This is a genomic window from Microvirga sp., from assembly GCF_014699075.1.
Classification (GTDB): domain Bacteria; phylum Pseudomonadota; class Alphaproteobacteria; order Rhizobiales; family Beijerinckiaceae; genus Microvirga.
This window is the reverse complement of sequence record NZ_JACXAB010000092.1, coordinates 1-13,443: the sequence shown is the minus strand read 5'-3', so window position 1 is coordinate 13,443 and position 13,443 is coordinate 1. Positions and strand designations below refer to the sequence as shown.

The following is a 13,443-nucleotide window of genomic DNA, read 5'->3' as shown; positions in this document are numbered from 1 at the left end:
CGGAGGGTGACTTGGACATCACCATCCTGCCATGACCGCCCCGCTCAGGCGATTTGCAGAACCTTCACCACACTACTATCTAAGTCTCTGAGAGATATGGTGAGCGCGCTGGGGCTTGAACCCAGGACCCTCTGATTAAAAGTCAGCGGCTCCAAACAAGACACAGGAGCTTACGCGGCCTCTTCGAGCACCTTTCGAACAGTGGCCAACGACAGACCGAAGTGGCGGGCGACCTGTCCTGGTGCCACTCCCGCCAGAAGGGCAGCCCGCACAGCCTTACGTTGCCCCTCCTGTAATGCGGATGGAGTCTTGCCGGATCGTGAGGACCTGCTCCGTTGTTTCGACGGATGCGGATAGTGGCGCTCAAGGAATGCGCTGACCTTTCTGACCGCGTCCTTCAACTCAGGCCGGCTCCCCCTGCCCGCCTCCATTCGGCGCTGCAGTTCACCCATCAGTTGGCCAAGATGCTTCGCCGGTTGTGCATCAGACAGACCGGCAATCTCCCCCAGCTCGACTCACGCAGGAGCCGGTTCGGTCCGAGGTGTCGGTACGGTGTGTGTGACCTCGAACAGGTCGAGGGTGCGCGGCGAGGGTCCCTTGTGCGGCATAGGCTTTATATGGGGATTCAGCCGCTCTGATCCAAGGTTGAAGGAACTCGTCACACCGTTCTCAGAGGCGTCCAAGCGCTCCGGGTTCCGGTGGGTTGGGAGGTTATTTCCACCACTTCACGAACCCGTCCGGGGTCAGTTCTATCTCCGGCTTCGGGACTGTCCGCTGACCCTTGCCTCTCCCGGCCTTGGGATCTCGGATTCGCCCGGACGCCTTTCGGCTTGGGGAGTCGTCGAGAGGCCGAGTTTGCGTGATCGGCTCAGCAGAATGAGGTAGCCTACTGGCCTTGCTGGTTTTACGGATCTGCCGTCCCGGCGGTGCGGCTTGCGTAGCCGCCTTTGGAGAAGCGGGTGAGGGGCGGGACCGACCGGCTGTCTTGCGTCCCGCCACCTTCGTGCTGGTCCGCTTCTGTCCAACTCGGATCACCGGCTCGGGAGCAGCGGGCATAGCATCATGGCCGGGGAGTGCGCCTCCGGTCCCCGCCATGTCCAAGCCAAACAAGGCCGAGATGTCATCCGTCTCCAAGACCTTTCCGACGTCGAGCGGCGGACTCGAGATTGACAGCGCCGTGTCAAGATCGGCCACCAGATCCTTCTCGTCCACCGCCCGCAGGCGGAAAAGAAGCTCAGGGCTCTCATCAAGCCGAGCACCGACGCCATACAGCACTGCGGCGACGTGCTTGCACATGAGGGCTCCGTCCGGGCAGGTGCACAAGAACCGGATGTCCGACGGCTTGGGGAACAGACCGCTGTCTTGACGGCAGATCCGCTCCATCACGCCCCTGGAGAACCGGCCTTGCAGCAGCTCAACTAGGGAGTCGATGCCTCCGACGCAATCTGTGCAGATCGACCGCCACAGCGTCGGCGCCAACGCCGTAATGCTGACGCTGACCTTGTAGATTGACGATCCACTGACCACTGCCTTGATCTCCAGTGCCGAGATCTGAAGATCGATCACCGCGCCATTGCGAACATAGCTGCGGCCCCGCGGCAGGCGGTTGTCGAAATCCTGATAACTCTCCAGGTTGTCGCACCACGCCTTGCCCCAGAAGGTCCGGGCGATGGTGCGTCCCTCAACGATGACAGGGGCGACTGGGTGTCCCTTCTTGCGCAGCTTCTCCACCTCGCGCGCGGCTTGCTTCCGCCGCTCCGCCACCGGAATGTAGCGGGGCCATGCTTCATCGGACCAAGGAGCCATCCGCCTTACTCCGCCATGACCGACGTCAGATTAAGAGCCACCATCCGCAGCAGATCCTCGTCTTTCATCTCGGTCAGGTTGATCTCGTCTCCACCAGCCAACAGATCATCCGACAGGCCCTTCTTCGCCTCGATCAGTGCGTCGACCTTCTCCTCCACTGTACCCTTACAGACGAATTTGTGGACCAGCACGTTATTCGTCTGGCCGATCCGGAAGGCGCGGTCGGTGGCCTGGCTCTCCACGGCCGGGTTCCACCACCGGTCGAAGTGGACGACGTGAGATGCGGCGGTCAGTGTCAGCCCCGAGCCCCCTGCCTTCAAGGACAGGACGAAGAACGGCACGGTCTCGTCCTCCTGGAAGGTTCGGACCAGCGCCCGGCGGTTCTTGACTGGGGTATCGCCGTGCAGAACCAGCCCGGGTCGGCCGAAGATGCCGCCCAGATGTGCCTCCAGGGGTGCCGTCATCTCGCGGAACTGGGTGAAGACCAGCATCTTCTCCTGGCGGGCAGAGACCACCTCAGCGATCTCGCGCAGGCGAGCCCACTTGCCGCTGTCCGCTTCGGCCCACGTGCCGTCGTTCAGCCACTGCGAGGGGTGATTGCAGATCTGCTTCAGCCGCATCAACGTCGCCAGCACGAGACCCTTGCGTCGGATCCCCTCAGCGTCCTGCAAGGCTTGGGTCAGATCTGCCACCGTCTGAGCATAAAGAGCGGCTTGCTTGCGGCTCAACGGGCACAGCGCCTTGATCTCCGTCTTGTCCGGCAGGTCGGTGATGACAGTCTTATCGGTTTTCATCCGGCGCAGGATGTAGGGCCGAACCAGATCGCGCAGTGGGCCGTAAGGGTTGTGCGGCCGCTCGGCCAGGGCCTTAGTGGTGCGGCCGAACTCCTTGGCACTGCCGAGCAGGCCGGGGTTGATGAAGTCGAAGATCGACCACAGGTCGCCGAGGTGGTTTTCCACCGGCGTTCCGGTCAGGGCGATCCGAGCTTCAGCCCGCAAGGCCTTGGCCGCGCGGGTCTGCTTGGCGTTGGGGTTCTTGATCGCCTGCGCCTCGTCCAGCACCACGAAGCGCCAGGACGTTGTGCTCAGCACCGGCAGGCGCAGCAGCGAGCCGTAGCTGGTGATGACCAGATCCAGGCCAGACAATCCCTCCCCCGTCATCTGATTGAGGTCTTCGGCCGGCATTGCCGAAGGATGCACGATCTGCGCGTCCAAGTCGGGAGCAAAGCGCTCGATCTCCGCCGCCCAGTTGGCCAGCAGCGACGCTGGGGCGACCAACAGACTCGGCTTGTGCTCGCTCCTTCTGCGTTTCTGGATCAGCAGCAATGCCAGAATCTGAATCGTCTTGCCCAGACCCATGTCGTCGGCCAGGCAGGCGCCAAGGCCAAGTCCGCTCAGGAGGTGGAGCCATTCGACGCCAGCCTTCTGGTACGGGCGCAGGCGTCCCTTCAGGGCGGGGCCCGGATCAACACCGGCACCGTCGGGGTTGCGCAGCGCCCTCAGTGTCTCAGCTAGCCATGCTCCGGCGGTGATATGTGACCAGGCGGCAGCTGCGGCAGGCTCATCGTCCCCGGGGGCCTCAGTACCGGCCAGCAGGCGCATGGCCTCTGCAAAGGTGAGCCCCTCCTGTTCGGCGAGCTCCTGCACCTCCTGGAAGCGGCGCATCGCCTGGTCCAGACGCGGACGGTCGATCTCCACCCATTGGCCGCGCAGCAGCACCAGCGTCTCGGTCCCGGCAAGCAATGTGGCCATTTCCGCGGCAGTGAGCGCCTCGCCCTCCAGGGTCACGTCCATGTGGAAATCGAGCAGGGCATCAAGCCCTGTCCCGGATGGCGGCCGGGTGCCAATCGTGGCGGTGACCTGCGGGCGTGACGGGCGGCCCGCGCGCCAGTGCGCGGGCAAGCGTACGACCACACCGGCGCTTTCCAGGTCTGGCACGCTGTTCAGGAGCCGTGCGGCCTCGGCCGGGCTCCAGCGTAGCGGATGAAAGATCTCCCCGGTCTCGACCATGGCCTTGAGCCAACTCACGCGCTCCGCCGCCCGCTGCACCGGCACCAGTAGTGTCAGCAGTTTGTCTCGATCGGCCGCGCCGGCGTATTCACGCAAGGCCTGGCTGAGCGGCATATGCTGGGCCTTAGCCTGGGCCGACAGGCGCGTGGTGTAGGTGGCCAGGAAGGCAAAAGGCCATTCTGGGTCGCGGCGGTTCTCGGCCAGATTGAAGTGAACGCAGCCGATCAGATTCCAGGCCGGGTTCAGTGTTTTGAGGAAAGCTTGCAGGTCAGCGCCGGCTGCTGTGAACGACGCGGTAAACGCGGTGCTGAGATCAGCCCACAGCTCGCGCAGGATGTTGGCGGTCAGGTATTCCGCCCCCGGCATCATCGGAGCAGTCAGGGCGAATGTGGCGAGTTCGGCCTCGGCCGGCGGGGCAAGGGCGGACAAGACCGCGGTGGACGGCGTCTCTGCGGCCCCACCCGCCCCGTGGAGACAGACTGCCTCCACATAGCGTGCGGCGAAATCGCGCCACCAGACGAAGGCGGGCGGCAAGGATCGACCAATCTCGCCCGCTCCAAGCTGCAGCAGCCCATACCCAGTGCCGTGGCCAAAGGTATCGGTCAGCCGTGCCGCCACTTTGTCATCCAGGTTAGGCGCGTCGTCTGCCTCCTCCATCAGGAGGTGCCCACGCGGAGTGAGACGCAGTTGCATCTGGGGCATGATGGCCGAGCGAGCTCCGAAATGTTTCAATCCGCGTTGCCCGTTTTACAGGAGCCGCAGTACCCAAGGAACATGGCGGAGGACCCTTTACAAGAAGCACCGGAATTTGTCCGGCAGTTTGCGCCGATCTGGTCCGGATCGCTGCCACTCCGCCTGATCGGGCACCACTGAAAGGGGCACGGCACCATAGCTCACAGGGATTTCATAGATCCTCACGCTCCCCTTCTCGTCCCATCGGCATCACCCTGTCGCAAGCTGATCGTTCTGTCCCTCGGCCGGTGTCTCGGAGGCGCGTCGCAGAATCCCGCGCCGTCGTTCATACAGGTGCATGATTTTATCGGGCGCCAGCGTGTCGGGCCAGAAGGTGAAGCCGGCGTGCTGCTGCAGGAACGGATCCCGCCCGCACTCCGGGACCAAGCATTCCCGCTTTCCCTTCGGGCACTGCGAGAAGGAGCAGAGCCGACCGCGATAGGCGTTCACCTCTCCTTGCAGAATGAAGATCTCGACCTGATGGTGAGCCACCCCGATCTGCTTTTCCTCGAACAATTGGTAGAGTGCCAGGCTGCGGGCCCGGTTGAGGGTCTGGAGCCGGTCCAGGCGATCAAGCCACACCGCCAGATCGACATCCTTGCATTCGTGCCAGACCGGAATGTCCCAGTGTCGGAACGGCTGAAACCGCGGCACCTCCCGCCACAACGGGCGGGCAACGGAGCCGATCAACGCCACTGCCTCGACCTCCGGCACCCCGGCGAGCGCTGCCGTCACGGCATCAGCTGCCAGGCGAAACTGTGCCTGCCGGTCCAGCATCTGTTGGTCCTGTGCGGCAATCTCCCGGCGTGTGGGTCGTCTCATGATCAAACCCGTTCCAAGCGAGCGTCAGAGGGAGAACGGGATCGAACTAACTCTGTCCGGATTGAGATCGAGCCCCCTGCCCCGGCATTATGACAATGTCGCAGAAGCCAAGTCGCATAAGCTAAGCTATTGATGCAGAACAGCATAGCTGTAAAAAGCGAAGCTAAGCGGGGGATTACTATGATGTGGTGGATGAGTTCAAGGCTATCCTTCAGGGCTGCATCAGCCCCGGGCTGAAAAGATCACCTGCTCCACTTGGGGTCAACCGCCCACAGGGTATTCATTCAACGGCAGCCGAGCCGCTAAACTGTTAATTTCCTAAGACGTTTTCGCCAGCCTTGGGGAAGCCCTTCCCTCTCCTGCTGGCTAACAAACCGGCTTAAGAGGCGTCTTCAAACGATCGTTAGTATAGACCTGCTGTATGTGTACAGAACAGCTTTTCTTAGCTATTCGGGTGGACTTGCAGAGCGGTCCACTCCAACAAAGTAATTGGAATCAATGTCCCCCTCCCCTTCCCGACAGCGCCTGATGGCTATGCCCGGGTCTCGACCGAAGACTAGGCGACCGACGCCCAAATGTTGGAGCTGAAGGCCGCCGGCTGCACGGTGATCCACCAGGAGCAGGGATCCGGCACATCCCGCTCTCGTCCCGTCCTGACCCGTCTCCTCAAGGACACCCAGCCCGGTGACGTTCTCACTGTAGTTCGCCTCGACCGTCTGGCACGATCGGTGATCCACCTCCTTGAGGTGATCGAGACCCTGGAGGAGCGCGGAGCGCATTTCCGGTCCTTGCGGGACCCGATTGATACCTCGACACCTCAAGGCAGGTTTGCGAGCGGCCAAGGCGCGCGGGAAGCTCCTAGGTAGCCCAGGTGTGCGGGAGCGCCGGCCCGACACGATCCGGCGGCTGACCCTCTCCCGAGAAAAGCGCTACCTCGACCCTCTCATTGCCTCAGCCGACCAATGGATGCCAACGGTGAAGCGCATGCGGCCGTCCCACACCTGGGACGACGTTGTCCGCGTCCTGAATGCCCGCGGACAGCAGTGGACGGAGGAACGTCTTCGCCGGGCGGTCCGAAAGCTCGTATCGCAGCACATGGCGGATCCGATGCTCCTCAAGAGGTCGCCTCCCCGCCCCTCTGATGATCGGCTCATGACGCTGATCGCCGGCATCGTCATGACCGACCCAGGCCTCTCGCTACGGGACATCGGAGCGCAACTGGAGCGTATGCGGGAGCGGACGCCACGCGGCGGCCTCACATGGTCAGCCTCCTCGGTGAAGAAGCAACTCGACAGGGCGAAGAAGCACGGGCTTGCGCTCCCGCCAGAAGCTCAGGGCGAGAGCTGACATCCCCGCTTCAGCCCGCCTGGTGGGACGAAGCTCACCGCGTAGGCGAAGATGACCTAGGCGGCGCGGACGAAGAGATAAATTAGCAGACCCCTCACTCGTCCGGAGGACTTTCCCCTAGACGTAAAGGGCGTAACGTGATCGTCGGTCTCTCCCGGTTTCGTCCGCTGGACTGCTGCGATCCTGAGGCGCGACGCCGGGCGATCCAGGAGGCTCCGCGAGCCCCGATCGCGCCGGCGTCGCCAGTTCTTCACTCGGTTCAAGCAGCCTTTAGCATAAAGTCGACGTGAACGGCGTCGTAGGGGAAAACGACCAATCCCTCGCCCGTTCTGTCGATGACGCCGGCCTCGAGAAGCGCATGAACGTCCCCGTGCACGGCCTTCACGTCACGATCGACGCGGCGAGCGATCTCGCGGATTCTTAGAGGGCCCTGCCCTGTCATGACCTTGAGGATCTCCCAGCGCTTCTTCGTCAGCGTCTGCCAGAGGAGTTCGACGGAAGCGAACGAGATATGCGCGCCCTGAGCCTCGCCCCCGAAGGCGGCAAGCGCGCGCTGGGTTACGTCCTCACGAGATGCGACAGAAAGGGTCACTGTGGTCATTCGGGCCTCCATTGGTCGACGTCGCGCCAGAAGTCAGCGAGCAGCTGGGCTGGGGTGGTGAAGCGGTAGCCGGTTTCAATCGGCCCGACGTGCTTGTGATCGCCCTTCCCGGCCTCGTTGTCGTAGCGAAGCACGCAAATGCCCTTTACGACATAGGCCAGCGCGTACTTGTACTCGTGCTCCGACCCGTGCACCGGGTGTGGGACCCGCCAGACGCGCAGTTCGACAAAAGCGTTGTCCGCAGTCTGGTGGCGCTCACGGAGCAGGAGTTCAGCCTTCATGTTGGAGTTTATGCTAACAGTCAGGGGTGTTGTCAAATACTCCAACGCTCAAAAGCTGGGTTTGTGCCGTGTGAAGGTCCATTAAGGGGGAGCGGGGCTACGTGACGTAGCCCCGGCTCTGCTTTCGGCGCAGCTACGTCTCAAGTGCCTCGACCGCTCTGCCTTTGCTTTCGTACAGTTCGGTCTTTCGATGTCCCGATACGGCCCCACTCGCGGATGAGGGCCGCATCACCGAACAGGCTCACCTCAATGGATAGTACGTAAAACCGGGCCACGTTGGCATCCAGGTCACAGCGGTCAGGCACCAGATATTCGATCTTGTAGTCAGGCATGCTCCAGTGTCGCGTCTGCGCGCGACGCAGTCCAAATCAAATAATGAATCGATCATCGAAGAACGGTATCAAGGCAGTGATAGATCTTCCGATGTAGGGGCGCCTCGTCTGGAGACACAGGACTCTAAATCTAAGACAATTACATGAGATAGCGGTGTATTACTGATGGCACAGTTGGATCGCTTCGAGCGTAAAAAGCCCTTTGATTAAGCAATTCAGCCAATGTCCGATTTTCTCCAAGGAAGTATGCTGCACATAGACGATCACGGCAGGGCAGGGTTCCCTTTGTCTTAGCGTTAGGGCAGGCGGCTATGGCCCCTGCATGGGTCGTTGTAGTTCGCCGAGATCACTTCAGGGTTAATCTTCCGCACCATCCCAAAGGTCGGCTTCGTCAGGCGAACCCTCTCGCTTCGCAACTGGTCAATCTCACCCTGAAGAAGCGTTTCCGGATGGTCGCAGAGGATAACTAGCGTATTCCAGAACCCGCGTGCTGCGGCTAGGCTTTAGAACTCAAGCCGGACGTGATAGGATCACGGTTGTGGATGCTATGCGACAGTCAGCACATAGAACAGGCAACAGGTTCCCGGATACTCTGATTAGCAGGTGCACGCTCAGAGCAGGGCGATCCGAATAGGCATTTAGCCACGGCTCGGCCTGCTCACCACGCACGGTGGTGGAAGGCTGCTAAAACCATGCTGCTCCTTCACCCTCCGAGCCCGAGTTGAACGCATTCAACTGGGTTCAGATCGGGGGGCGCGGCTAGCCACTCCTGAAGCGCTGGGAGCGCCCGATTAGACGAACCCCTACAACTGAGCTGCTCCTGAGTTGAACATGTTCAACTTTCACTAAGGTTCCGCTTAACGCGTCGAATCGACTTCCGAATTAGAAATGTCGAACCCTCATCTTGGTGACCATTGTCGATTGCTGAGCGCAGTTGAAGTCGCGAATAGAAGCAGGCCCAGTGAGATTACGCGATTCATTCTGGTCGCCCAGGTCTAAATGTTACAGTATTTCTATATTCCAGTTGAACATGTTCAACTATCACCAGCTGTCCCCGCGTTACATCGGCCACTTACTATCCCGACAAACGCGATGAGAACCCAAACTGCATTAGGTCCCCTGAGCCAATTTGCTCAATCCGTTAACTCTCGATTAATAAGTTTGCGGCTGTATGGGCATCAGCGCTAATTTCCGGGTTTGGGCCCGATCAGCGTTAACATCTTCGGAAAGGCCCCAGCAATGCAAGCCCAGCACGCACATTCCCCCAGCGAGGCAAATGACCTGCGCCTGCTGATTGAACGGGATGCACAGGAGATCTCCGCAAAGCTAAAAGCTCACCAAGAGCGGATCTTTCCTCCTACCGCGCAAAAGCGTCTGCGTCGTTTCACGTCAGCTGAGGCCGCCAAGTTTATCGGTATCCATGAAGGATATATCCGGCAACTCGCTACTACTGGCAAAGCTCCGCTTCCGGAGCCAGGGCCAAATGGCAGACGCACCTTTTCCGTAGAGGAGATGAACGCACTTCGCGGATTCCTCGACGAGGGTACAAAGGGCACCCGAGCCTACATCCCGCGCCGAAAGGATGTTGAGAAGCTCCAGATCATTTCCGTGATGAACTTCAAAGGTGGAAGCGCGAAGACCACTACAGCTACCCACTTGGCCCAGTACCTCGCGCTGAGAGGGTACAGGGTCCTTGCCGTTGATCTCGATGGTCAGGCGAGCATGTCGGCGATGCTCGGGCACCAGCCCGAATTCGACGTTGGTGAGAACGAAACTATCTACGGTGCTATCCGTTACGATGACCAACGAGTGGACATTACCGAGGTAATCCGCGCCTCATACTTGCCTGGACTTCATATCATTCCAGGCCAACTCGAGGTGACGGAGTTCGAACATGACACGCCAAAGGTCCTCGCTGATAGGACTCAGGCAGGATCGCTTTTCTTCTCCCGCATTGGCCAAGCATTAGCGCCTGTTGCCGATGAATACGACGTTGTGATCTTTGACTGCCCGCCACAATTAGGATTTCTCACACTTTCAGCTCTCTGTGCCGCCACTTCCGTCCTCATCACGGTTCATCCTCAAATGATGGACGTCATGTCCATGTCGCAGTTCCTTCGGATGACTGCAGATCTCCTTGGTGTTGTATCCAACGCCGGCGGCTCAACCAACTATGACTGGATGGGCTATCTGGTCACGCGGTTTGAACCCGGTGACGGTCCCCAAAATCAGATGGTTGGGTTCATGCGATCGATGTTCGGAACGCGGGTGCTCAATAATCCAATGCTCAAGAGTACTGCCATTTCTGACGCGGGGCTTACTAAGCAGACCCTTTATGAAATTGAGCGCTCGCAGTTTACCAAAGGAACCTACGACAGGGCTCTTGAGTCCCTGACGGCAGTTAACAGCGAGATCGAAGATCTGATCCGCAAGGCATGGGGGAGGGTGTGATGTCGCGTAAGAACCTGTTCGGAAACCTCGCGGTGCCGATCCCGCAGGCTGGAGGTGAACCTCCGGCCGCGATAGCACCAGAGAGACCTTTCGCCGGGAAAGAACGTAAGCCGCCACGGATGGCTAGCGCACTCGGTGCAATCACCGAGTCGTTAGGCGCTATTACCGAAAAGGCCCAAAAGGCTGAGGAGATGGAACGGCGCCTGGCCGAGGGATTAACGATCGTCGAGCTTGATCCTGCCAACGTCGACGTGTCCTTCGTCCGAGACAGAATGATCTATACTGACGAGGATCATACAAAGCTTGTTGACGCTATCCGAGCCAACGGGCAGCAGGTTCCGATCCTTGTCCGCCCACATCCCAAAGAGCAGGGCCGATATCAGGTCGCGTATGGGCATCGGCGTCTCCGCGCCGTGACCGAACTTGGCATCCAGGTCCGGGCTGTAATCAGGAACTTAACGGACGAGCAGCTAGTCGTTGCTCAGGGGCAGGAAAATAACGAACGCACAAACCTCACTTTCATTGAGAAAGCTCGCTTTGCCCTTCGACTTGAGGATGCAGGTTTTTCTCGAGAGGTCATTCAGCAGGCGCTATGTGTCGACAAGACCTACCTTTCCAGGCTAATCAATTCCATCAAGAACATTCCAGCTGATATCATTGATGCAATCGGGTATGCGCCCTCGATAGGTCAACGGCGTTGGCAGGAGTTCAGTGAAAAGCTGACGGTGCAAAAGTTAGCCGGGCTTCGAGAGGCTCTCCATTCTTTGGAGGCTCAGAATGCGATTAGCGATAAAAGATTCGAAATTGCTCTCAAGGCTCTTCTGATTGAACGCCCTGTTTCACCTCCAATCGAGCAATGGGTTTCAGCAGATGGAATCCGTCTGGCCAAATACAGCCAGGCGGACAAGAAGTTTTCGCTCGTCATCGACGAGAAGGCAGTTCCTCAATTTGGACAGTTTCTGATCGGCAGGATGCAAAGCCTCTATGAAGAGTTTGTCGGAAGCCAATCGCGATGAACTCGTCCTCCTGAGTCTTCCGAACTGTTCTCGTAGCTGTCCCGGCAATCCACTCCTAGCCGGGGCAGCTAACGCGCAGTTGTGCGCCATATAGGCAAAGAATTAGTGAAAGAGGGAGGGGGAGGGGAGAGCGTAGGTTAGAGCGTTTGCTATCTCTGATGTAGCTTTTGTACAAAGGCGAAAGGCGCGCCCAACCAATCGTTTGAAGACGTTTCTCAGTCCGGTTTGTCAACCAGTAGGGCAGAGGAGGGCTTTCCTAAGTTCTCCTAAACTGGCTTAAAACAAGGGTTTCTGGAGCCATTCTGCAGCTTCAGCAGCCGTCTGAGAACTCCGACAGGCGCTCGTCGGCGGCGCCATGCTCGAGCGCTACGGATGCTGCTTTGCTCAGTGCTGAACTGCCTCACCTTTCGTCGAAGCAATCCCTTGCTTTGCTTCCTCTCGCTAAGCTATAGCTTGCTTCTTCAATGACTTAGCTCGGGGATGCAAGCGTGGCTTTCGGTAGCAGGGCAGGGGACTACGACGACGAGCCTCTGGTTCCGCGCGCCTTTGCTCTGCCCGAGCTGCCGTGGGAGCATATCGCCGGCCGGCTGGAACAGATCACGATCAGCATCCTGCGGTTTGACGCCCGGCTGGAGGCCTCCGGCCTGGCTGCCGGCTGGCAGTCGCGCTGTGACATGACCGAGGCGGTGCGGGCACTGCTCCTCGACGGGCACCTCGTCGACGTGGGCGATCTCGTCCTGCACGATGCCGGCATGGACGTGCGCCACCCCACCCACGAGCTCACCCGCGCCGCCGCGGCCCTGCGCGCCCGGCGCACCGCCTTGGCCCGCAAAGCGCCCTGGCCACTCTCCATCGACGGGCTGGCTGCCCTGCGCGGTATTGGCCCCGTGGCTGAAGAGAAGCCTATGCGGGCGAAGGGCAAGCGGCCGGATCCGGAGGATGACGAAGCCTACCCGCTCTTTGCCAACGATGCCGATCCGTGGAAGGCGCACTTTGCCGAGATCGACGCCCTGTTGGACCGAACCAACCAGGTGCTCGCCGGCGAGACCCCGCTGCCCAGGAGCCGCTCGCATCTGGTCTATGATCCCGATCAGGACGAAGGCGAGGCCGAGGACCTGTGGCTCGACGTGGTCAAGCGCACCAGCGGCTGGCCCGCCATCGCGGCCGCATCTGTGGCGTGGAACGCCTGGCTCGAGCTCAACCTCTACACCCGCCTGCCGTGGCTCGGCCTGATCATGGCCGCCGCCATCCTCAGAGCCCGCGGCCTGACGAACCACCTGCTGCCGCTCGCGGCCGGCTTCAAGCAGTCGAAGTTCCGGCCCCAAGGCCGGGAAGGGGCGGCCGAGAAGCTGGAGGGCTTCTGCCAGGTGCTGGAGGAGGCGCTTGTGATCGCCCATAAGGATCTCGACCGGCTCATCCTCGCCCGTGAGCTGATGAGCCGGGTCACGGCACGGACCCGCTCCAACTCCAGGCTGCCGGAGTTGGTCGAGCTGTTCCTGTCGCGCCCGCTGGTGACGGTGCCGCTCGCGGCCAAGCTGTTGAAGGTCACGCCCAAGGCCATTGACCTGATGCTGGCGCAGCTCGGCGGCGCTCTGCCGCGCGAGCTCACCGGCCGAACCCGCTACAGAGCATGGGGCATTGTATAAATCTGCCCTTAATCTTGAAGTGAGACTGTCATTTGCCGTTCATGTATCATGAGATAATAGCTCCTCCCGTTCCAAGGGACGGCGGCACATGTTGGTATGGAGTACGGTTGTTACCTTTCTGATCTCGCTCGCGGCAGTAGGCCCAATGCGGGAGATCTCTCCATCCTGGCTTCAGACCGGCGCTGAGTTCCTCGCTGTGATCAGCGTCTTTGCCTTGGTGTGCCTGCTTGAATCGAGCGGCAACAATACTGAGCGCTCCAATCCAGCCTCCTGACAGAATTTGGTAAGGAACTGCCGACTACCGTGCTGCTCCGTCACCTCCTCTAATCGGAGACAGCACCATGAGAGCCCTTCTCCTTGCTGTGATCGGCAGCGTCGTGTTGCCCCCGCCAGCCGTTGC

General features: G+C 60.3%; 9 protein-coding genes, 1 tRNA gene and 1 pseudogene. 4 read left to right on the top strand and 7 right to left on the bottom strand.

The window, feature by feature from the left end:
* Nucleotides 1-97: 97 nt before the first annotated feature.
* From IC232_RS31515 to IC232_RS31500, 4 genes are all read right to left on the bottom strand, one after another.
* Nucleotides 98-182: transfer RNA gene (locus IC232_RS31515), tRNA-Lys, on the bottom strand.
* 529 nt (nt 183-711) lie between these two features.
* On the bottom strand, nt 712-1,806 hold the full coding sequence (locus IC232_RS31510; protein WP_190848893.1) for a hypothetical protein: 1,095 nt from the start codon (nt 1,804-1,806) through the stop codon (nt 712-714).
* A gap of 5 nt (nt 1,807-1,811) precedes the next feature.
* Nucleotides 1,812-4,472: a DEAD/DEAH box helicase gene (locus tag IC232_RS31505; protein ID WP_246812521.1), complete on the bottom strand. Its 2,661-nt coding sequence runs from the start codon at nt 4,470-4,472 to the stop codon at nt 1,812-1,814.
* 285 nt (nt 4,473-4,757) lie between these two features.
* The gene (locus IC232_RS31500) at nt 4,758-5,369 is read right to left on the bottom strand and encodes a hypothetical protein (protein WP_190848892.1); all 612 of its coding nucleotides are present in this window, start codon (nt 5,367-5,369) and stop codon (nt 4,758-4,760) included.
* A 494-nt stretch (nt 5,370-5,863) separates the two neighbouring features.
* On the opposite strand from IC232_RS31500, the pseudogene IC232_RS31495 reads away from it, so the two are divergent.
* Nucleotides 5,864-6,716, top strand: a pseudogene (locus IC232_RS31495) (recombinase family protein).
* Between the two features lie 259 nt (nt 6,717-6,975).
* Here the strand turns inward: IC232_RS31495 and IC232_RS31490 are convergent.
* From IC232_RS31490 to IC232_RS31480, 3 genes are all read right to left on the bottom strand, one after another.
* Nucleotides 6,976-7,317: a transcriptional regulator gene (locus tag IC232_RS31490; RefSeq protein ID WP_183453114.1), complete on the bottom strand. Its 342-nt coding sequence runs from the start codon at nt 7,315-7,317 to the stop codon at nt 6,976-6,978.
* The gene (locus IC232_RS31485) at nt 7,314-7,598 is read right to left on the bottom strand and encodes a DUF6516 family protein (RefSeq protein ID WP_190848895.1); all 285 of its coding nucleotides are present in this window, start codon (nt 7,596-7,598) and stop codon (nt 7,314-7,316) included. Before IC232_RS31485 ends, IC232_RS31490 begins: the two co-directional genes overlap by 4 nt.
* Nucleotides 7,599-7,738: 140 nt before the next feature.
* Nucleotides 7,739-7,930 carry a WGR domain-containing protein gene (locus tag IC232_RS31480; protein ID WP_190848891.1) on the bottom strand — a complete coding sequence of 64 codons (192 nt, stop codon included), beginning with the start codon at nt 7,928-7,930 and terminating at the stop codon, nt 7,739-7,741.
* Between the two features lie 1,239 nt (nt 7,931-9,169).
* Between IC232_RS31480 and repA the strand changes: the two genes are divergently transcribed.
* The 3 genes from repA to IC232_RS31465 all read left to right on the top strand — a co-directional run bounded on the left by repA (nt 9,170) and on the right by IC232_RS31465 (nt 13,043).
* Nucleotides 9,170-10,381, top strand: coding sequence for a plasmid partitioning protein RepA (gene repA, locus IC232_RS31475; RefSeq protein ID WP_190848890.1), 1,212 nt, complete (start codon nt 9,170-9,172; stop codon nt 10,379-10,381).
* On the top strand, nt 10,381-11,397 hold the full coding sequence (gene repB / locus IC232_RS31470; protein ID WP_190848889.1) for a plasmid partitioning protein RepB: 1,017 nt from the start codon (nt 10,381-10,383) through the stop codon (nt 11,395-11,397). Before repA ends, repB begins: the two co-directional genes overlap by 1 nt.
* Nucleotides 11,398-11,885: 488 nt before the next feature.
* Nucleotides 11,886-13,043 (top strand): RHE_PE00001 family protein, encoded by a 1,158-nt coding sequence (locus IC232_RS31465; RefSeq protein ID WP_312895274.1) that lies wholly within the window; start codon nt 11,886-11,888, stop codon nt 13,041-13,043.
* Nucleotides 13,044-13,443: the final 400 nt, after the last annotated feature.

Bases quoted from the DNA above. Each gene is read 5' to 3' on its own strand.
- IC232_RS31510 (WP_190848893.1), bottom strand. From the start codon at position 1,806: ATGGCTCCTTGGTCCGATGAAGCATGGCCCCGCTACATTCCGGTGGCG.
- IC232_RS31505 (WP_246812521.1), bottom strand. From the start codon at position 4,472: ATGGAGGAGGCAGACGACGCGCCTAACCTGGATGACAAAGTGGCGGCA.
- IC232_RS31500 (WP_190848892.1), bottom strand. From the start codon at position 5,369: ATGAGACGACCCACACGCCGGGAGATTGCCGCACAGGACCAACAGATG.
- IC232_RS31490 (WP_183453114.1), bottom strand. From the start codon at position 7,317: ATGACCACAGTGACCCTTTCTGTCGCATCTCGTGAGGACGTAACCCAG.
- IC232_RS31485 (WP_190848895.1), bottom strand. From the start codon at position 7,598: ATGAAGGCTGAACTCCTGCTCCGTGAGCGCCACCAGACTGCGGACAAC.
- IC232_RS31480 (WP_190848891.1), bottom strand. From the start codon at position 7,930: ATGCCTGACTACAAGATCGAATATCTGGTGCCTGACCGCTGTGACCTG.
- repA (WP_190848890.1), top strand. From the start codon at position 9,170: ATGCAAGCCCAGCACGCACATTCCCCCAGCGAGGCAAATGACCTGCGC.
- repB (WP_190848889.1), top strand. From the start codon at position 10,381: ATGTCGCGTAAGAACCTGTTCGGAAACCTCGCGGTGCCGATCCCGCAG.